This window comes from Soonwooa sp. (genome assembly GCF_030151385.1).
Classification (GTDB): domain Bacteria; phylum Bacteroidota; class Bacteroidia; order Flavobacteriales; family Weeksellaceae; genus Soonwooa.
Genome location: NZ_JASLDS010000009.1, coordinates 26818 through 46602 on the forward strand (window position 1 = coordinate 26818; position 19785 = coordinate 46602).

Sequence of the window (19785 nt, forward strand, 5' to 3'; positions counted from 1 at the left end):
TGTTGCAATACCTACATTTCTTTTTCTGCCAATTCAGCTCTTCTTTCGTTTTCAGAGCCTGTTTCAGATTTCCCGAATTTCCAATAAGAATAGGCGTCAAGCTCATCTTTTGTCCATTGTTTTTCCTTTCTCAAATAATTTCTAATTTCTTTAACTGAACTAAATTCAGCAGCGACATAGGCAAATCTAGAATTTGGATTCATATCGTCGACATAGAGTTTGGTTCTCGCTGCCAAAAATGAGTTTTGTCCTGGCGTAGGATTAATCAACCATTCAAAAGTTGCTTGTGCCTTGGTCGTAATTTTTTGCACATCTTCGGCAGAAATAACTTCGATAATAACGTGCACTTTAGCATTTTCGGGTAGGCTTTCCAAGATACAAGCCAATACTGGGATTGCTGTGGCATCGCCTACTAAGAGGTAATCTTCCACCTCTGGATATAATGATTTGGGTTCGGCATGCATCGAGATTCCCAATTCTGAACCAATTGGCGCATGGATAGCAAAATCCGAAGCAGGACCTTCGTCGCCATGAGCAACAAATTCTAGATAAATTTCATTTTTTTCAAAATTGATACCGCGATGTGTGTATGTTCTTACATGAGGTTTCAGATGTTCAGGCATCGGTGTCCATTCCATTTTTTCGAAGTCAAATTCTGGTATATGGACTTTTTCGATAGCTTTTGGTGCGATAAAGATTTTGTTATTAACGCCAAGAGTTGAATTTCGAATAGCTTCTAGATTGTCATTTTCTAAAGTTAATCGGATATAATTAGGTGTCAGGTACTCTCTGTTTTTTAGATAGTAAATGGCACTATGGATATTTCTCATTATAAATAATTTTCGGCAAAGTTAATTATTATTTAGAATAAATAAAAATAAAATTAATTTTAACAAAAATTTGATTTTTCTGTCTCTTGGATATTGTTTAAATTTGAATAAAGTATGTATTTATGGCTTATATAGATTACTATAAAATACTTGGCGTAGACAAAAAAGCTAGCCAAGATGATATTAAAAAAGCTTACCGAAAACTCGCTCGAAAACTTCATCCAGACCTTAATCCTAATGATAAGGAAGCTGAAAGGAAATTTAAGGAATTAAATGAAGCTAACGAAGTTTTGTCCAATACCGAAAATCGTGCTAAATACGATAAATACGGCGAAAATTGGAAACATGGCGAAGAGTACGAGAAAGCGCAACAGCAGCAAAGACAATATTCTCAAAATTACGGTGGTGGCGGAGGATTCTCTGGTGCAGATTTTGGGGAAGGCGAAGATTTTTCAGATTTTTTTCAGTCGATGTTTGGAGGTTCTGGTGGCGGTTTTGGAAGAAGCAGTCGCGGTAGTTCTTCTGGAAAATTCAAAGGGCAAGATGTTTCGGCAGAACTTAGTTTGACTTTAAAACAAGCTTCGGAAACGCATCAACAAACTTTCGAAATTAATGGTAAAAAAGTAAGAATCACTATTCCTGCTGGTGTTTACGATGGTCAACAAATCAAATTGAAAGGTCACGGAAATGCAGGGATGAATGGCGGACCAAATGGCGATTTATTTATCACATTTAATATTGCAGCAGATTCAGTATTCAAAAGAAATGGCGATGATTTAGAAACGGAAGTTGCTATCGATTTGTACACGGCACTTTTGGGTGGCGAAGTTATGATTCCGACGCTTAATGCTCAGGTTAAACTTAAAGTAAAATCGGTGACACAACCCAATACAAGAGTTCGTTTGAAAGGCAAAGGATTTCCTGTTTACAAAAAAGAGGGACAATTCGGAGATTTATTTGTGACTTATAAAGTTGACTTCCCGAAAGAGTTTAATGACAAACAAAAAGAATTGGTGGAACAATTAAAAAACAGCTAAGATGAACGAAAGAATATCCATAGAAGAAATCATTAGAATATATAAAGTTGATTATAGTTTTGTGAACGCGCTTATCGACTCCGAGTTGTTGCATCCACAGACCGAAAACAGCATTCGTTACATTATCCATGATGAGTTATCGGATTTTGAAAAATTTATGAATTGGCATTACGACCTAGAAGTCAATCTACAAGGTATCGAGATTATCCATGATATGTTAAAAAGAGTTCGACACTTACAAGCCGAAAACAGAAATCTTATACAACGTCTGCAGATAAAGCGATTTGACTGGGAAGAAAGCGACGAAATTCTGTAATCTTTTTGATTTTTAACTTTAAATAAATGCTTTTTAGAGCGAAGAAATTTGCATCTTAAAAGCGTTTTTTTTAAATAAAAAGATTAATAAGGTTCAAAGTTGTTTATAAAGAGTAGTTTACAAGAATTGAAAACCTTATCGGTAACGATTTAGTAATGGTGCTTACTGCACTTGCTTTCATTTGATTACCTTGTAAATCATTACTGCAAATGTAATAAATTAATGGGTAAAGTATATTACTGCTTTACCCTTTTTTCATCCTCCCTAATATAAAAATCTTTGAAAAAAAATCCCACACTGGGGAGAACCTGTGATATTGGTTTCAATATTATTGCCAAATTTTGGCATACAACAATAGTTGCAATTCCGAAACAAATAGTGATAACTTCAAAAAAGACTATGCTATGGAAATCGTGTTGAGTAAAATATTATCGCAAATTAGACATCAGGAAGACAACCTATCTTCTCAAATGATGCGAACGGCAGACGAGGCATACCAAATGACCTTGTTCTTAAATGAAATGCTGGGAAGTATAAAAGCAAAAGTATCGCAGGATAATTTCGTAGATGAACAGCAGGAGATTGACTTTTTCAAGAATATCAAGCCACAGGTTTTAGGGAAGCTCATTTATTATAATAAAGTGTTCCGTATTGAAACAACCTGCCCCGTGAGTAATGGTAAAATACATCAAAGCTATTACGAGAACCTGTTAAAAACCCTCAAATCAGAATATAAAGAGAGTATCTGCAACGAGGATTTTTACAGATACTATCGGGCTGGCAGGACTGACCGTGACCATATTTACTTTCGGCTCGGGCAAATCAATTACCACGACGGATTAAAGAGTGGCGTATTTGAAATTGACCTTAGCTTTTCTACCTATTATGATAACAAGATAGCCCACATTATAGCCAACGAACTACTCTACACTTACCTGCTTACCAAAATCAACCCCGAAGAAAATCCTGATACGATTTTAATAAATGGAGATGCAAACAAAGATATTTCGTGGACAAATTCCCAAAATGCACTTATCGAATTGATATACGCCCTATATGCTTCAAATTCCATTGCACACGGAAAAATCGGCATCCGAAAATTAGCCTTAATTTTTCAAGTGTTGTTCAGAACTCCGCTAAACGACGTTCATCATTCTTTCCACCGAATGAAAACAAGGGCTGGTTCAAGAACAGCATTTTTAGACCAACTTAAAATATCCCTCGAAGAATATATGGACAAAGACCTTTAGCTATATTATTAGATATGTTCAAAGCGGTACATCAAAAGTGTACTGCTTTTTTTATGCCAATATCCGCCAATGGGCGAACACTTCCAATAGCCGAATACAAAACATACCAAATCCCTTAAAATACTTGTCTGAAAAGGGCTTTGCCCGATTGCAAAAATTTTCAAAAAACCACCCAACCAATTGGCGAGGGTTGGCGGACAAACTCTGCCACCCTTACCAATTTTGCATTGTGAACATTAAAAAGCAATGCGATGAAAATAATCACTATTGAAGAAGAAGCGTGGCAACAGCTAAACAGCCGTATCAATGCCATTGCTGACTACCTGAAAAGACAGGAAGACACCAGCTATGATGACCTGTGGCTCAATAACCACGAGGTATGCCAATACCTGCACATCAGCGAAAAAACTTTATGGCGTATGCGTACCAAAGGCGAAATAGCCTACTCCAAAATTTACGGACAATACTTCTACACCATTGGAGCAATCAAGGATATGCTCAATGCCAATGCCGTACAAAGTAGCGATGAATATGTACAGGAACTTATGGCAAAAGGCAAAAGCTATATCGAAAAAGGCAGAAAGCTGAAAACAGACAAAAAGTAAGTGCTATGAATATTGACAGAATGGAATTTATATCGTGGATGGAACGACTAATCGACAGGCTGGATATGTTGAGCGACCATATAGACGATTTAAAAAAGAAGCGTAACAGTATTGACGGCGAAGAGTTGTTGGATAATCAGGATTTACTGCAAATGCTGAAAATCAGTAACCGTTCCCTGCAACGGTATCGCTCCATCGGAAAGCTACCCTATTATACGATAAGCGGAAAACTGTATTACAAGCTATCCGATGTACATCAATTCATCAGAGAGAGTTTTAACAAATAGAAAGCCAATGAGTGCCAAACACTGCCTTTGACTGCCACTTCAAGTTACACAGTAACAACTTCATTTACTTTCGGCACTAAAACTTTAAAATTTTCAGATTATGAGCGAAGAAACAACGAACAAACAGGAAATGCCCGAACAGTTATCGGACATATTATTGGTGCTGGATAAAGAAAAAATGAAAATCCAAGCCGTAAAGAGTATTGACGAAAACGGAAAAATGGAAACCGTTGACCCTACGAAAAAGAACCAAAGCGAGTTTATGCGTGTGGACAAACACGGCGATTTATTTTCCAACTTCTTCTCCAATTTTTGGAGGCAGTTAAAAGACCCTACCCAATTTTCATTTTTCAAAGTATCTGCTGATGAAGCGGTAGAAAAGGCAAAGGAAATGCAGAAACAGGTTGATAATCCTACTCCCGAGGGCGAAAAGGAAATGAAAAAGCACGAAGTGAAAACCGATACAAAAGAGAATAATAAACAAGAAAATAATAATGATATGGCAACAACACAAACAACACCGGAAAAAAGCGAATACCGCTACCAGCCGGAACAGATTGATTGGGACACAATGAAAAATCTCGGATTGAGCAAAGAATATCTTGAAAAAAGAAACCTGCTTGACCCCTTATTAAGAGGTTACAAAACTAATGAGCTTTTACCGATTGGTATTAATCTCGGTAGTACAATTCTCCGCACGGATGCCCGTCTGTCTTTACAGCAAGGCGAAGACGGAAATGTTATCGTGGCAATACACGGTATCAAAAAAGAACCTAATCTGCACTTTGAGTTCTTCGGACACAAGTTTACAGATGAGGACAAGAAAAACCTGCTCGAAACAGGCAATATGGGGCGTGTGGTTAATCTAATCAATTCTAAAACAGGCGAACTAATGCCGTCTATTATCAGTATTGACAGGCTTACCAATGATGTTGTTGCTCTACGGACGGATTTCATTAAAATTCAAGATGATATAAAGGGTGTGAAGCTGACTGATGAACAAAAGCAAACCTTAATGGAGGGCAAACCGCTCAAATTGGAGGGTATGATTTCTACAAAAGGAACGGAGTTCTCTGCAACGGTACAGTACAATGCCGAAAAACGCTATCCTGAATTTTTGTTTGACCGTAGCAACTCCAACGGACAAAAGCAAAATAACCAACAAAGCAATCAGCAAAGCCAACCGCAGGAAGCTCCAAGAGCATTCCGTGGCAAGGAACTGACCGATGAGCAGTACAAGGATTTCAAAGCGGGTCAAACCGTGTATATGGCAGGTCTGGTTGATAAGAAAGGACAAACCTACAATGGCTATATTACATTCGACAAAGCCACCGGAAAAACAGGCTTTGAGTTTCCTAATCAATATAAAGAAAGAATGCAGCCCACCGAAGCCCACAAAACGCAAACTGCCGTCAATTCGCAGGGCAAAACCAACGAAGCGACCAAAAACATCAAAGAGCCTTTGAAGTCGGGGCAACAAAGACCAAAAAATGAAAAACAACAGGAGCAACAAAACAAGCCTGCAAAATCAAAAGGTAAAAAAGTGAGCTAACTATGAAAACAATCATTGCAGAAAAACCAAGCGTAGCAAGGGAAATAGCGGGCTTGTTGGGAGCTTCCGAAAAAAAGGACGGTTACCTGACAGGCAACGGCTATTTTGTTACGTGGGCATTCGGTCATCTTATCGGTTTGGGAATGCCCGAAGACTACGGGATTTCGGGGTTTGACAAGGCTTCATTGCCCATACTCCCGAACCCGTTTGTTTTGACCGTTCGTAAGGTCAAAAAGGACAAAGACTATCAAGCCGATACAGGAGCATTGAAGCAACTGAAAGTAATCAAAGAACTATTCAATAAAAGCGACAGCATCATCGTTGCGACCGATGCAGGTCGTGAGGGAGAGCTTATTTTCAGATACATTTATGAATATCTGAAATGCCGTAAGCCCTTTGAACGGCTTTGGATAAGCTCACTTACCGAAAAAGCCATTAAGCAAGGGTTTGACAGCCTGAAAGACGGAAAAGAATTTGACGGATTGTATCAGGCGGCACAAGGCAGAAGCCGTGCCGATTGGCTCGTGGGTATCAACGCTACACAGGCATTGAGCATAGCCGCAGGCAATGGTATTTATTCGCTGGGCAGAGTGCAAACGCCTACATTGGCTTTGATTTGCAAACGCTATTTGGAAAACAAGAATTTCTCGGTTAAAAAGTATTGGCAAATTCAGCTATTACACCATAAAGAGGATATTGATTTCAAAAGCATATCCAAAAAGAAATGGGACGAACAAAAGCTGACAGAAGATACCTTGCGTTCAATCCAAAGACACGGCACTGCTACGGTTGTATCTGTGGAAAGCAAGAATGTAACGGAGCAACCTCCACTGCTTTTTGACCTCACGGGCTTACAAAAAGAAGCCAACAAAAAGCTGAACCTATTAGCCGAACAAACCCTCAATATTGCCCAAAGCCTTTACGAAAAGAAATTTATTACCTACCCCCGTACCGGAAGCAAATACATACCCGAAGATATGTGGGCTGAAATCCCCAATCTCGTAAGGGCATTACAGGACAATGATAGTTTCAAGCAAGCTACATCCAAATTGAAATGGGGTCGGTTTAATAAGCGGATTGTAAACGATTTGCGTGTAACAGACCACCACGGATTGTTGATTACCGACAAGATACCGTCTGCCCTCAATGCAGACGAAACAAAGGTTTATAATATGATTGCGTTCAGACTGCTCGAAGCCATTTCGCAAGCCTGTATCAAAGAGATAACCGATATAGCATTGGAAGCATCACACTATGATTTCACATTGAAAGGCTGTAAGGTTTTGGAAGCTGGTTGGCGTTCGATAAAAGGTGCTTTTTCGGACGAAGACACAGAGCCGATACAGGATTTACCCGACCTGAAAAAAGGCGATGAACTTAAAATCAAAGAAGCCGAAGTTTTGGAAAAGAAAACCAAACCGCCTGTGCTATATACAGAAGCCGGACTGTTATCGGCAATGGAAACCGCAGGTAAGGAAATCGAAAACGAAGACGAACGGAAAGCCCTGCAAAATATAGGTATCGGAACTCCGGCTACAAGAGCCGCAATAATCGAAACACTGTTTACACGTAATTATATCCAAAGAGATAAGAAATCCCTAATCCCTACCGAAAAAGGATTGCAGGTATATGGATTGGTAAAAGACAGAAAAATTGCAGATGTGGCAATGACTGCCGAATGGGAATTGGCTTTACAAAAAATAGAAAATAACGAGATTGATGCAAGAGTGTTCCAAAGAGAAATGGAAACCTATGCGAAATCCATTACCGATGAACTATTGCAAACTTCCATTGCTCAAAACAACCTGCCTAAATTGGCTTGTCCGAAATGCAAAAGCCAGCAACTCATTATCCGTGATAAAATAGTGAAGTGTCCTGATGAGGTTTGTAATTGGGTACAGTTCCGTAATGTCTGCGGTGTACAAATCGGCATTGCCGATATTGAAAATCTTGTCAATAAAGGCAAAACTTCCCTTATCAAAGGAATGAAAAGCAAAGCCGGAAAGAAATTCGATGCTTACATCGTTTTGAATGAGCAAGCAGAAAGTTCCTTTGAATTTGAGAAAAACAAAAGCTACAAACGCAATGGAAAATAAACCGACTATTGTACCGCAAGAAATCAGAAATCTGATTTATACCATACGTGGCAAACAAGTGATGTTGGATAGCGACCTCGCTACGCTGTATCAGGTGGAAACAAAGAACCTTAATAAAGCCGTAAAACGGAATATCAACAGGTTTCCTGCTTCTTTCTGCTTTCAACTGAACAAAGAAGAGCTTGAAAACTTGAGGTTCCAAATTGGAACCTCAAGTTTAAATTATGGTGGAAGACGTTATCTTCCCAACGTTTTTTCGGATATGGGAATCGCGATGGCTTCTGCTATTCTACGTTCAGATATAGCTATCAAAATCAGTGTTGAGATTATGGAAGCTTTTGTAGAAATGCGAAAAATGCTTATCAGCAATGCTTCTTTGTTTCATCGTTTGGATAATATCGAGTTAAAGCAACTGGAAGCCGACCAAAAATTTGAAGAGATTTTTAAGGCATTGGAAAGCGACAAGCTCCACAGCGAAAAAGGCATTTTTTACAACGGGCAGGTATTTGATGCCTACGCCTTTGTTTCCGATATTATCCGAAATGCTAAAAACTCTATTATCTTACTGGATAATTACGTGGATGATACCGTGCTGACTTTATTGGGGAAACGCAACCCCAATGTAACCGCTACTATCTACACTAAAAATATCAGCAATCAACTACGGTTGGATTTACAAAGGTACAACAGCCAATATCCGCCTATTGAAATAGAAGTTTTCTCCGATGCTCACGACCGCTTTTTGATTATTGACGGTACGGAACTTTACCATATTGGAGCCTCGCTAAAAGACCTAGGTAAGAAATGGTTTGCCTTTTCCAGAATGGATGTTGAGATTGGTAAGATGCTCCAAATATTGAGTAAAAAACACCCCCTCCTAATAGGAGGGGGTAAATAGTATTTCATAATTAAATAGTTTTCAAACCTAATTCTTTTAAAAATTTATTGTGTTTGTCAGTACTTGTTTTGATTTTTTCATTTATAGCTTCAAGTTTGCTATTAACATCGTTCAAATCAATTTCAACATCATCCTCTGCAGTGCTAACGTATCTCGAAATATTGAGATTAAAATTATTCTTTTTAATTTCATCCATAGAAACTCTACGAGCATACCTTTCAATATTTTTAGGTCTAAATTGATAAGTATCAACGATTCTCTTAATATGTTCTGGCTCTAAAGAATTTTGTCTTTTTCCTGGTTTATATTGTTCGGAAGCATTAATAAATAAAATATCATCGTGCTTTTTACACTTCTTTAAAACCAAAATACAAACTGGAATACCTGTTGAATAGAATAGATTAGAAGGTAATCCAATAACTGTATCTATATGATTATCTTTTAACAGCTTAGTTCTAATACGTTCTTCTGCTCCACCACGAAATAAAACACCATGCGGTAAAATTATAGCCATAGTACCTTCATCACTTAGGAAATGAAAGCCATGTAACAAAAACGCAAAATCTGCAGCAGATTTGGGAGCTAGTCCATGACTTTTAAAGCGAAAATCTTCAGCCATAGCATCATTTGGCTCCCAACGTAAGCTAAAGGGCGGATTAGCAACAATTGCATCAAATTCTACTTTCTTACTTGGGTTCATTTCATTCAACAGATCCCAATGATTTAGTAAGGTATCACCGTGAAATATTTCAAACTCGGTATCTTTCATGCCGTGTAAAAGCATATTCATTCGGGCAAGGTTATAAGTAGTGATATTCTTCTCTTGTCCATATATTTTATTGACAGTACCCTTTGCATTTCTAATTTGGTTTCTCACATTCAATAACAAGGATCCCGAACCACATGCAAAATCAAGTACTTTGTCTAGCTTATCCTTTTTCCCAGACGATGGATCTTGACTATCAAGCGTAACAATTTCTGATAGAATGGTTGAAATTTCCTGTGGAGTATAAAATTCACCAGCTTTTTTACCTGAGCCTGCTGCAAACTGCCCAATCAAATACTCATATGCATCTCCTAAGGTATCTGTATCAGTAGAAAAGTCAGCTATACCTTCAGAAATTTTCTGAATGATATTGCAAAGTGTTTTATTCCTGTCTGTATTAGTTTTTCCTAATTTATCAGAGTTTAGGTTAATTTCAGAGAATAACCCTTGAAAAGCACTGTCAAAAGATTCATCTTGAATATATTTAAAACCTTTATTTAAAGTAGGTAATAATTCATCATCTTGGGTTCTTGCCATCTCAGTGATATTACTCCACAAATATTGCGGTTTTATCACATAGTGAACCTTTCTTCTCATTTGTTTCTCAAATTCCTCGATATCATCATTATTACTCTCATACCATAATTGAAGAGGTGTTGTAACACCAAATTTTGAAACGATATTTGAATCCGTTTGAGGATAGTCTGAGCCTAATTCTTTTTTAGCAGCTTCTTCATAATTACTTGATAGGTATCTTAGAAATAAGAACGATAGCATATAATCACGGAAATCATCCGCATTCATTGCACCTCGTAATTCGTTTGCTATATCCCAAAGGGCTTTACCCAATTTTTGTTGCTCTTTTTGTGTCATTTTAACTGTTTGATTGATCAGGTTCCACAATTGGAACCACTTCATTTGATACTGTTGGCACAGCTTGTGCTACTTCTGGTTGTGGAGATTCTGCTGCCACTTCTTCTTCAAAGATTAATGGAAAATAAAATTCATACTTATCAGTAAAGGCTTTAAGAATTCTTTTAAAAAGGTCTTTATTATCATCACCCATTTCCACGGGATCGAAGATTGAATACTTTCCGTGACTAAAAAGTTGCAATGCTCTTTCAAAAAGCACTTCATCCTCCATTCCATCAATACATTTATCGATTTTATCATAACCAAAAAATGTTGCAGTTTTTTCTAAAACACTTCGTAACGAATTAAAATGATAAGTATATATTTTGTTGGATATAGCGATTTTCTTTAGCTCACTAAGTGTTGCGATGTGATGGAAAAATGGAGTATCACTGGTGTCTTGCAAAGCATACCCGCTAGGTTTTTTACAATGTAAAAAGTATCGTTTATTTTTTACCTTTCTTCCAAATTCATTATACAAAACATTGAAAAATAAGCTATGGTGTGTAGAAATTACAGTTTTGATTTCGTTACTTTCAGTTGTTAGCAGGTTGCATAAATCGCAGGCTACTGCTATAGCATTATTTTCATCGAGTGAAGAAATTGGATCGTCAATATAAATATACTTTACCCAGCTGTAAGCGGGGTCTTTATCAATTGCTAATTGGCAGATTGCAAGAAAGAAACACCAAATAAATAACGTTTCTTCTCCTCTTGAAATCTTAATATTTTCAACAGTCTGCTCATTTCCTTCAACAACGATACTTCTGGAGAAAGTCACCGTCGAAGTATCATAATTAATATCGAATTTTAAATCTACGTAGTTATTGAAAAATGCTTCGATTTTAGCATCAAACTCTAACTCGTGTAATCCGTCAAAAAAAGCTGAATCCGCATTTAAATTTAATACCCTATTGGTGTCGTTCTCTAAATCGTTATTCCAAGAAAATAAGTCTTCTGTAAAAGCATTAAAATACAAAGTATCTCTGTTTGTTACATTTCCTTCTGCATCAAACTCTTTACCTGCCTGCTTAAAATCCATGGAAAGTCGGGTTTTTCCAGTGCCGTTGTGGGCAAAAAAGAGAACCAAATCTTTCATTGGGCGATGATCGCCCGTTAAATCCTTTCTGAAATGCTGAGCAACTTCTTCTAAGGTTGTAAAATTGATTAATTCGTTTTTATTACTCATGCCCTAATCTTTCATTTTTGGAAATAGACATTGCATCAATCCTTTTTTATGTAATCTCAATTGATCTATTTTTTTAGTTTGTGCAATAATTAGCTCATCTAAAGAAGACAAGCAAGAAGCTATTTTTTTTTGTTCTTTTTGATTTTTGGGAAACGAAATCAAGATTTCTGAAATTCTTGTGGCAGAAATTCCTAATACTTTTGCTCCTTGTGACTCTCTCTGAATTTGTCTTCTTATCCAAGCTGATTTAAATAAATAACCTCCGAAACCAATAGCTAACTCGCTCTTCTTTTGCCTCGCCAGCAATGTATGAAGTCCTGAAACTAGTTTTTGTCCATCAAGATTGACAATCTCAATACTTTTGCCGATGTCATTCAAGTCCTCCGAAGCGTCTGCAAAAACGATATCACCTTCAATACAATAACTGTCTTCTTTTATTTTATCTATTGATATATCTTCATTGATAAATGGAACATATTCATTTGTAATGTCGAATAAAGTGGAAAATTTCGTATGAATATCTCCATAGTGTATATTCTTTACATTTCCAGCTTCATAGTTTAAATTATCTCTTGAAAATGAATTCGTGATGTAAAACCTATAAACTTTTCCTAACGATGTTTGAATCCATTCTACATCATTTTCAAATTCTGGGAATCGATGCTTTGGTTTTTTTTCTCCTTTTTGAGGAAATAGATTCTGCATCAATCCCTTTTTATGTTCTTCTAATAAGTCTAACCTTTCAATGTGACCTTCAATAATTTCGTCTAAAGAAGAAACAAATTCAGATATTTTCGCCTGTTCTTTTGGATTTTTTGGAAGCAAGACTGGACAATTTAGAACATCTTCATTTCGAAGATTAGTCTGTTTAACTCCATCATCGAAAGAAAGCAAGTAAGAATTCCTATTTAGTACATAATATAAAATTTTACTATTTACTTTTGTTGCTGTTAGCTTACATATCCTCTGATTAACAGTAAACTTATTATTTTCTTCAACATAAAAACATTTCGCTATTGCTTTTCCATTTGGCACATCGCTAAGCACCATTAAAACATCATCTTTATTGGCCAAACAATTAGCATTGTCTGTGTATTTTCTGACTTTTCCGTCCGAAGAAATAAATTTTGAGTTTACAACAATATAAGCTCCGTCTTCTATTATATTTTGTTCGTGTGCTTTTCCATTTTCATAACTTGCAACTTGACTTACGACAAGTTTTTCCCAATCTCCATCATCAATAAATTCAGGAAAACGCAATTCTGGTATCAAAGTATTTTCGTTATTCATAAGCTGCTAATCCTGCTATTTCACGCCCTTGGGCTAATTTCTTTAGTTGTGGTAATAAATCTTCCATTAATGCCAATTCTCTCACTCTACGTTCTTTCCAATTCAACTGTAATGGTTCTAATAAATCCGTTAGTTTTTCACCATCGAAAATCATTCGAGAAACAATCTTATCCACAAACACTTTCAAGTCTGCGGTTTGAAGTCCATATTTCGCTGCTATAGTTGCTAGTTCTTGATTGTATTTTTCATCCTTAAACAGATCATACATTTTCTTAAGCTCTTCGGCAGTATGACCAGTAGTCCAATCCAGAGCACTGATAAACTCAGTCAAATCTATTTGCTCTTCCATTAGGTTAGAGTTAGCACTTAAAAGACTAATGACCTGTGCCTTTGTCATTTTCTGCTTTGAGGACTTCTTCTGTGTGCTATCAGCAATCAAATTCATGATATAGTCATAATCAATCACAGCAGAAGCAAACAGAACGAACTCAAAATCCAATTGTTGAATTTCTGCCGGTGCGTTATCTCCCTCTTTTTCCTGTCTTTTTTGAAATTTCTTAGCAGTTTCTATATAAGAGCTACGGAAATCCTGAAAAGTTTCTTTCGGTAAAAGAGATTCAATTTCTACTCTTTGCTCGTCATTCAAATCCGTAAATTGATCTAACTGTAATTTGAAACGTTGGACTTCTTTAAAGTTTTCGATAAATGCTATTTTTGCTGCATCGCCTTTTAAATTGTAAACATCATCAGGTTTCATTGAAAGACTATTGTCTTCCATGAACTTGTTTAATTTCTCTATTGCCCCTTTAAACTTATCCATTACAACCGGAGCGGGATCTATCAGCCATATTTCTCTTGGATTATTTACTTTCTCACCAGAAAATAAAGCAATTGCTTGATTTACTTCATCCTGTTGTGAGCGAAAATCAAGAATATTGCCATACGGTTTGGTATCATTCAAAACTCGATTCGTTCTTGAAAAAGCTTGAATAAGACCGTGATATTTGAGGTTTTTATCTACATACAGTGTATTCAGATATTTCGAATCAAATCCAGTAAGTAGCATATCGACCACGATTGTAATATCAATCTTATGTTTATGGGCATATTCTTTATTACTGTATTTCTGATCTTTGATTCGCCTTTGAACATCCTGATAGTAAATATCAAATTCGTTAATAGTATGGTTTGTTCCAAACTGTTTATTGTAATCGGATATGATATCAGTCAATGCTTTTTTCTTTTCCTCAGGATTGTGCTTGTTGTCTTCTTTTTCCTGTGCTAGGTCGTCCTGAAGCTGTTTGATGTCCGCGGCATTCTTTTGACTTTGTTGGTCACCTTCTTTGGCAATCAATTGTGCTGGAGGAGAAAATACACAAGCTATATTTAAAGATGAATAATTAGGATCATTTGAATATTTCTTCTCCTGAATTTCTTTAAATAAGCGATGATACTCAATAGCACTATTAATGGATGATGTTGCCAAAACAGCATTAAATTTTCTGTTATTTGTTGCAGCTTCATGTTTTTCTAAAATAGCTTCTACCACTGCCTGTTGTGCTATAGCTTCTCCGGGCTTTGCATTTTGGCTACCTTGACCTTTGAAATAATCTATATGAAAACGAAGGACGTTCTTGTCTTCTATGGCATGGGTAATGGTATAAGCATGCAATTCCTTCTCAAAGATATCCTTGGTAGTTTTGTAGGAACCATATTCACCTTCCCGAATATTGTACGTTGCATTATCATCAAAAATAGGAGTTCCTGTAAAACCAAATAATTGAGCATTTGGAAAAAATTCTTTTATCGCTTTATGGTTATCGCCAAATTGAGAACGGTGACATTCATCAAATATGAATACCATTCTTTTATTGCGTAAAGGTTCTAATCGCTCTTTATAATTCTTCTTATTAGTTCCATCAAGAGCCAATCCTAATTTCTGTATGGTAGTGACTATTACTTTATCCGCATAGTCGGAAGAAAGTAATCGCTTTACTAATGTTTCGGTATTGGTATTCTCTTCAACACTTCCTTCTTGAAATTTATTAAATTCTTCACGAGTTTGTCGATCAAGGTCTTTACGATCAACCACAAACAAACACTTTTCGATGTCAGGATTACTTTTTAATAAAATCGATGCTTTGAAGGATGTTAAGGTTTTGCCACTTCCAGTTGTGTGCCATATATAGCCATTACCTCTATTGTCTTTAATACAGTCAACAATTGCTTTTACCGCATAAATTTGGTAAGGTCGCATCACTAGCAATTTTTGCTCACTCTCAACCAAAACCATATATTTACTGATCATCTCACCGAGCGTACATTTTGAGAGAAACTTTTCAGTGAAATCATACAGATTATTAATCTTCTTATTATTGATATCAGCTAACTCATACACCGGTAGAAACTGTTCATCGGCGTTAAATGCAAAGTGTTGGTTTTTGTTATTGGCAAAGTAAAGCGTTCTACCTCCATTGCTAACAATAAATAATTGCATGTAACAAAGCAGAGAGTTACTATATCCATTACCGGGTTCATTTTTATAATCAACAATTTGCTGCATGGCTTTCCTGTGGGAAATATCTCCTTTTTTTAGTTCAATTTGAACAACTGGTAAACCATTAATGAGTAAAATAATGTCATATCGCTGATGGCTATTTTCGGTATTAACTCGTAACTGATTGATGACCTCAAAATCATTCTTACACCATTGCTTATTATTTACCAAAGTATAATGTAATGGAGTTCCATCCTCGCGTTGAAAATACTGTCTTTCACGTAATAGTTTGGAAGCGTCAAAAACATCTGGATTTATTATTTCCTCCCGTAAACGCAAGAATTCGTTATCTGTTAATTTTACACGATTTAATTCCTCAAATTTCTGACGGAAATTTGATTCCAACGATTTCCTATCAACAATTTCAGGTCTATAGATATACTTAAGTCCTTTGAGTTGCTCAATTAAGCTAAGTTCAATTTGGTTCTCTTTGCTCATTGTTCTATTAATAAATCTTTGGCACTAACTCCAAGAATGTTTGCAATTTTATACAAGTCTTCAATACTAGGCTGTCTCACATTTCGGGCATACTCATTTATCGTATTGTAGCTTTTGTCCAATTTCTTTGCAAGCCATGCCTGTGAAATTCCCTTTTCCTTTAATACTTCTTTAATCCGGTTCATTTAATGCCTAATTAAATTTACAGTGTCAAATATAGTGAATATACAATAGTAAAAAGTGAAAATACCCACTATATTATCGGGTGTTTTCAAAATTCTTACGGGTTAATTCTGTATTACGCCAAATCCCGCCTCTCAAAGCCAAACCCTGCCACATCTTCAAAGGCACTTATCTACCGCTATAATTTTAGGCTTTCAGTAAAATTCTAAACAAAATATAGTATGAGTACACAGCAAAAAGACTTGTCGTATTTCAGATTACGACTGCAAGAACTACTAAACAGTAGCTTCCCCGAAAAGGCACACAACCAAAAATTTATTGACCAACGTTCATCGTGGGCTTCCAATGCCTATGAGGGTGCTTTCCGTTCGGGAAACCCGATTGAACAATGCAACGAGATCGCCAATTACATATTGTTCGAGGGCTTGCACTTCTCCAAATTTGATACGGTTTTCCAAGTGGTATGCAATGAGTTTGATACCCTGATGGCAGACGAGGAACTGCGACCGTTCGCCCTTAAATTGCTCCCTGTTTGTGAGCCTGTTTTTTCAAGATATACACTAACCGATGATTTCGCATACGGTTATGAGTTTGACCTGCTCTATACCGAAATAACCGGAATAATCGCAATATGGATAGAGGAAAATGGGCTTCAGTAAAAAGCAACACCTCCAACAGAATATTGATGCGCTGCGGATTGCTTTTACATTGGAAAAGGAGAAACGGCAAGCCTCCGTAAGCGAAAGACTGTCATTGATGCGTTACAGCGGATTTGGCGGTCTTAAATTCGTTCTGAACCCTATAGCAGAAGATATTGACATCAACCATTGGCGAAAAAACGACCACGATTTATTCCCGATTACACAGGAACTTCACCAACTGCTCAAAGAAAACTCCGAAGATCATAAGCAATACCGTAGGTACGTGGATAGTATGAAAAGCTCGGTACTGACGGCTTTTTATACTCCACCACAGGTAATAGATGTAATTTCCGAAACCTTGCGTGAAAGCGGTCTGAATATTGATAAATTCCTCGAACCCTCCGCAGGTATCGGCTCGTTTATTCAATCTTTTTCTGAAAGCCAACAACTCAAGGTTACCGCCTACGAAAAGGATTTGCTAACGGGCAAGGTTTTAAAACACCTATACCCTGAAAGCACTATCCGCATAAGCGGTTTTGAGGAAATCCCCGAAAAGGAACAAAACAGCTATGATGTTGTTGCAAGCAATATTCCGTTTGGCGATACTTCCGTATTTGACTTATCTTTTTCACGAAGTAAAGATCCAGCAAAAGTTCAAGCTGCCCGAAGCATTCATAATTACTTCTTTCTGAAAGGAAATGATATGCTCCGTGAGGGTGGTTTACAGGTCTTCATTACTTCGCAAGGGGTTCTGAACAGCCCAAAGAATGAGCCGATACGAAGGACGTTAATGGAGAACAACAATTTGGTGTCGGTTGTCCGGTTGCCTAATAATCTCTTTACGGAATATGCAGGTACGGAGGTCGGGAGCGATTTGATAATCCTGCAAAAGAATACGGCAAAACAAGGTCTGACCGAAACGGAAGAATTGTTTTGCCAAAGCAAACAGACTAAATACGGAACTCCAAGTAATGCATTTTTTCGTAATGGTTCAAGGGTCATCCATACCGACCGAAAAATTGATACCGACCCTTATGGAAAACCTGCAATTATCTATACCCACAAAGACGGTGTTGCCGGAATTGCCAAAGGTTTGAAGCAAATGCTTTCAGAAGATTTTGGAAAGAACCTGAATTTGGCTTTGTACAACGGTGGTATGCACGATGAGTCTGTTCTCCAAATTACAAATGAGTTAAAAGTAACACTTCCGATTGTTGAGCCTGTTATTATTCAGCAAAAGCCACAACCTGTACCAACTCCGGTAATTAATCTGGAAAGTCCGCGGGAACTGAAACAGTTGAGCATTTTTGACCTGTTTGAAAATGTAGGCGAGCCTGTAATGGTAGTCGCTCCACCCAAAAGAATTATACCAGCCAAAAGGCAAACGGCAAAGAAAAGAAGAGGTACAACAAATCTGTTCGGCGGTGCTATGCAACAACCTTATACACCGCCAAAACCTAACGGAACAACTCAAATAAATGGCAAAAAACAGGAAGCCATTGGCGATTTGTTTTCACAGGTAAATGGGAATGCCCATGTAGAAACGCCAGCTATTCCCAATATCACAATCAACACCATTCCCGAATCGGCTCAGTACAGTGGCGAACTGCAACCGTTCTACCGAAACGACTGTCTTGTCGTGGATAACGGTTGGGTCGGTCATCTGCAAGAAGTAGATGCCGCAAACGGTACGGCTATTTTCCACCCTTTGCAATTGCCCTCTTTACAGAAAGCTAGAGCCGAAGCGTACATATCGGTACGTGATATTTACCAACAACTTTATATCAAAGAAGCGGAACAACAAACTGAACACAAAGAAGAACGGGAAACCCTTAACCAACTTTACGATGCTTTTGTCAAAAGGTACGGAAACCTCAACGATGCTAAAAATATCGAACTTATCAAAACGGATAGTGCAGGTAAAGAAATGCCCTATTTGGAGCGGGTCGTTGGCGGTGTAATCCATAAGGCAGATATATTCAACCGCCCTGTAACTTTTTCGACTGCAACCATAGCAACGGACAATCCCGAAGAAGCCTTATCGGCTTCGCTGAACAAATACGGAAGCGTGGATTTGGGCTATATGTCCGAAATCAGCGGTATGCCTGCCGATACGCTGAAAGAAGCTTTACACTGTCGTATCTACTACAATCCATTAGAAATGGAATATGAAATATCCGAACGTTGGGTTGCGGGTAACGTAGTAGAGAAAGCCAAAGAGGTCAAAACCTATCTCGAAAGTAACCCCGATGATACGGAAGCCAAAGAAAGCCTTACTGTATTAGAGGAAGCAAGACAAAGACGGATTGAATTTGAAGAACTCGATTTTAATCTCGGTGAACGGTGGATACCCACAGGTATTTACGCCCGATTTGCTTCGTACTTGTTTGAGGCAGATGTAAATATCCATTATGCCGATAGTGCCGATGATTTTTCCGTTACGTGCAAACAGAAAAACGTACACATTTGGGATAAATATGCGGTCAAAGCCCAAAGCCGGACGTATGACGGGATTGCCCTGCTCAAACACGCCCTTGTTAATACCACACCCGATATTTCTAAAACGGTACACATAGATGGCAAAGATGTCAAGATGCGGGATATGGAAGCCATACAAATGGCGAATACCAAGATTGACGAAATCCGCACTGCTTTTACCGATTGGCTTCACGCCCAGAACGATGAGTTCAAAACAAGACTGACCGACCAATACAACGACACCTTTAACTGCTTTGTCCGACCGGACTATGACGGTTCACATCAGGAGTTTCCGGGATTAGACCGTAAGGGATTAGACATTGAAGACTTGTATTCGAGCCAAAAAGATGCCGTTTGGATGATAAAGCTCAACAACGGTGCTATCTGCGACCACGAAGTAGGTGCAGGAAAGACCTTAATAATGTGTACCGGAGCACAAGAAATGAAGCGTTTGGGAATG

Annotated in this window: 16 protein-coding genes; 10 read left to right on the forward strand and 6 right to left on the reverse strand. The window is 37.6% G+C overall.

Annotated features, from left to right (window positions below; genetic code table 11):
- Positions 1-11: 11 nt before the first annotated feature.
- Positions 12-830: a siderophore-interacting protein gene (locus tag Q1V95_RS01370; protein WP_300669450.1), complete on the reverse strand. Its 819-nt coding sequence runs from the start codon at positions 828-830 to the stop codon at positions 12-14.
- Positions 831-952: 122 nt separating this feature from the next.
- On the opposite strand from Q1V95_RS01370, the gene Q1V95_RS01375 reads away from it, so the two are divergent.
- From Q1V95_RS01375 to Q1V95_RS01410, 8 genes are all read left to right on the forward strand, one after another.
- Positions 953-1867, forward strand: coding sequence for a J domain-containing protein (locus tag Q1V95_RS01375; protein WP_300669453.1), 915 nt, complete (start codon positions 953-955; stop codon positions 1865-1867).
- 1 nt (position 1868) lies between these two features.
- Positions 1869-2183, forward strand: coding sequence for a chaperone modulator CbpM (locus tag Q1V95_RS01380; protein WP_300669456.1), 315 nt, complete (start codon positions 1869-1871; stop codon positions 2181-2183).
- Positions 2184-2587: 404 nt separating this feature from the next.
- Entirely contained in the window at positions 2588-3433 is an 846-nt protein-coding gene (locus tag Q1V95_RS01385; protein WP_300669479.1) for an RteC domain-containing protein, read from the forward strand.
- 251 nt (positions 3434-3684) lie between these two features.
- Positions 3685-4038, forward strand: a complete 354-nt coding sequence (locus tag Q1V95_RS01390; RefSeq protein ID WP_300669458.1) for a helix-turn-helix domain-containing protein — start codon at positions 3685-3687, stop codon at positions 4036-4038.
- A gap of 5 nt (positions 4039-4043) precedes the next feature.
- Positions 4044-4325, forward strand: a complete 282-nt coding sequence (locus Q1V95_RS01395) for a helix-turn-helix domain-containing protein (protein WP_299183161.1) — start codon at positions 4044-4046, stop codon at positions 4323-4325.
- Positions 4326-4425: 100 nt separating this feature from the next.
- On the forward strand, positions 4426-5877 hold the full coding sequence (locus Q1V95_RS01400; RefSeq protein WP_300669461.1) for a DUF3945 domain-containing protein: 1452 nt from the start codon (positions 4426-4428) through the stop codon (positions 5875-5877).
- Between the two features lie 2 nt (positions 5878-5879).
- Positions 5880-7973, forward strand: a complete 2094-nt coding sequence (locus tag Q1V95_RS01405) for a type IA DNA topoisomerase (protein ID WP_300669463.1) — start codon at positions 5880-5882, stop codon at positions 7971-7973.
- Positions 7963-8871, forward strand: coding sequence for an ORF6N domain-containing protein (locus tag Q1V95_RS01410; protein ID WP_300669482.1), 909 nt, complete (start codon positions 7963-7965; stop codon positions 8869-8871). The genes Q1V95_RS01405 and Q1V95_RS01410 overlap by 11 nt, the downstream gene beginning before the upstream one ends.
- A gap of 10 nt (positions 8872-8881) precedes the next feature.
- Here Q1V95_RS01410 and Q1V95_RS01415 read toward each other — a convergent pair whose 3' ends face one another.
- From Q1V95_RS01415 to Q1V95_RS01435, 5 genes are read right to left on the reverse strand one after another with little or no spacing between them, the layout of a single operon-like run.
- Complete coding sequence (locus tag Q1V95_RS01415) at positions 8882-10510, reverse strand: type I restriction-modification system subunit M (protein WP_300669465.1); 1629 nt, start codon at positions 10508-10510, stop codon at positions 8882-8884.
- Position 10511: 1 nt separating this feature from the next.
- Positions 10512-11738 carry an AAA family ATPase gene (locus Q1V95_RS01420; protein WP_300669467.1) on the reverse strand — a complete coding sequence of 409 codons (1227 nt, stop codon included), beginning with the start codon at positions 11736-11738 and terminating at the stop codon, positions 10512-10514.
- 3 nt (positions 11739-11741) lie between these two features.
- Positions 11742-13028, reverse strand: a complete 1287-nt coding sequence (locus Q1V95_RS01425) for a restriction endonuclease subunit S (protein WP_300669470.1) — start codon at positions 13026-13028, stop codon at positions 11742-11744.
- Positions 13021-16023: a type I restriction endonuclease subunit R gene (locus Q1V95_RS01430; protein WP_300669471.1), complete on the reverse strand. Its 3003-nt coding sequence runs from the start codon at positions 16021-16023 to the stop codon at positions 13021-13023. The genes Q1V95_RS01425 and Q1V95_RS01430 overlap by 8 nt, the downstream gene beginning before the upstream one ends.
- Positions 16020-16208 carry a helix-turn-helix transcriptional regulator gene (locus tag Q1V95_RS01435; RefSeq protein WP_032131829.1) on the reverse strand — a complete coding sequence of 63 codons (189 nt, stop codon included), beginning with the start codon at positions 16206-16208 and terminating at the stop codon, positions 16020-16022. The genes Q1V95_RS01430 and Q1V95_RS01435 overlap by 4 nt, the downstream gene beginning before the upstream one ends.
- A gap of 219 nt (positions 16209-16427) precedes the next feature.
- On the opposite strand from Q1V95_RS01435, the gene Q1V95_RS01440 reads away from it, so the two are divergent.
- Together Q1V95_RS01440 and Q1V95_RS01445 are read left to right on the forward strand one after the other, a co-directional pair.
- Entirely contained in the window at positions 16428-16865 is a 438-nt protein-coding gene (locus Q1V95_RS01440) for a DUF1896 domain-containing protein (RefSeq protein ID WP_300669475.1), read from the forward strand.
- Positions 16852-19785 (forward strand): N-6 DNA methylase (locus Q1V95_RS01445; RefSeq protein WP_300669477.1); only part of this gene is annotated, 2934 nt, incomplete at its 3' end. The genes Q1V95_RS01440 and Q1V95_RS01445, both read left to right, overlap by 14 nt.

Excerpts from the sequence above, each read along its gene's own strand:
- Q1V95_RS01370 (WP_300669450.1), bottom strand. The coding sequence starts at position 830 with ATGAGAAATATCCATAGTGCCATTTACTATCTAAAAAACAGAGAGTAC.
- Q1V95_RS01375 (WP_300669453.1), top strand. The coding sequence starts at position 953 with ATGGCTTATATAGATTACTATAAAATACTTGGCGTAGACAAAAAAGCT.
- Q1V95_RS01380 (WP_300669456.1), top strand. The coding sequence starts at position 1,869 with ATGAACGAAAGAATATCCATAGAAGAAATCATTAGAATATATAAAGTT.
- Q1V95_RS01385 (WP_300669479.1), top strand. The coding sequence starts at position 2,588 with ATGGAAATCGTGTTGAGTAAAATATTATCGCAAATTAGACATCAGGAA.
- Q1V95_RS01390 (WP_300669458.1), top strand. The coding sequence starts at position 3,685 with ATGAAAATAATCACTATTGAAGAAGAAGCGTGGCAACAGCTAAACAGC.
- Q1V95_RS01395 (WP_299183161.1), top strand. The coding sequence starts at position 4,044 with ATGAATATTGACAGAATGGAATTTATATCGTGGATGGAACGACTAATC.
- Q1V95_RS01400 (WP_300669461.1), top strand. The coding sequence starts at position 4,426 with ATGAGCGAAGAAACAACGAACAAACAGGAAATGCCCGAACAGTTATCG.
- Q1V95_RS01405 (WP_300669463.1), top strand. The coding sequence starts at position 5,880 with ATGAAAACAATCATTGCAGAAAAACCAAGCGTAGCAAGGGAAATAGCG.
- Q1V95_RS01410 (WP_300669482.1), top strand. The coding sequence starts at position 7,963 with ATGGAAAATAAACCGACTATTGTACCGCAAGAAATCAGAAATCTGATT.
- Q1V95_RS01415 (WP_300669465.1), bottom strand. The coding sequence starts at position 10,510 with ATGACACAAAAAGAGCAACAAAAATTGGGTAAAGCCCTTTGGGATATA.
- Q1V95_RS01420 (WP_300669467.1), bottom strand. The coding sequence starts at position 11,738 with ATGAGTAATAAAAACGAATTAATCAATTTTACAACCTTAGAAGAAGTT.
- Q1V95_RS01425 (WP_300669470.1), bottom strand. The coding sequence starts at position 13,028 with ATGAATAACGAAAATACTTTGATACCAGAATTGCGTTTTCCTGAATTT.
- Q1V95_RS01430 (WP_300669471.1), bottom strand. The coding sequence starts at position 16,023 with ATGAGCAAAGAGAACCAAATTGAACTTAGCTTAATTGAGCAACTCAAA.
- Q1V95_RS01435 (WP_032131829.1), bottom strand. The coding sequence starts at position 16,208 with ATGAACCGGATTAAAGAAGTATTAAAGGAAAAGGGAATTTCACAGGCA.
- Q1V95_RS01440 (WP_300669475.1), top strand. The coding sequence starts at position 16,428 with ATGAGTACACAGCAAAAAGACTTGTCGTATTTCAGATTACGACTGCAA.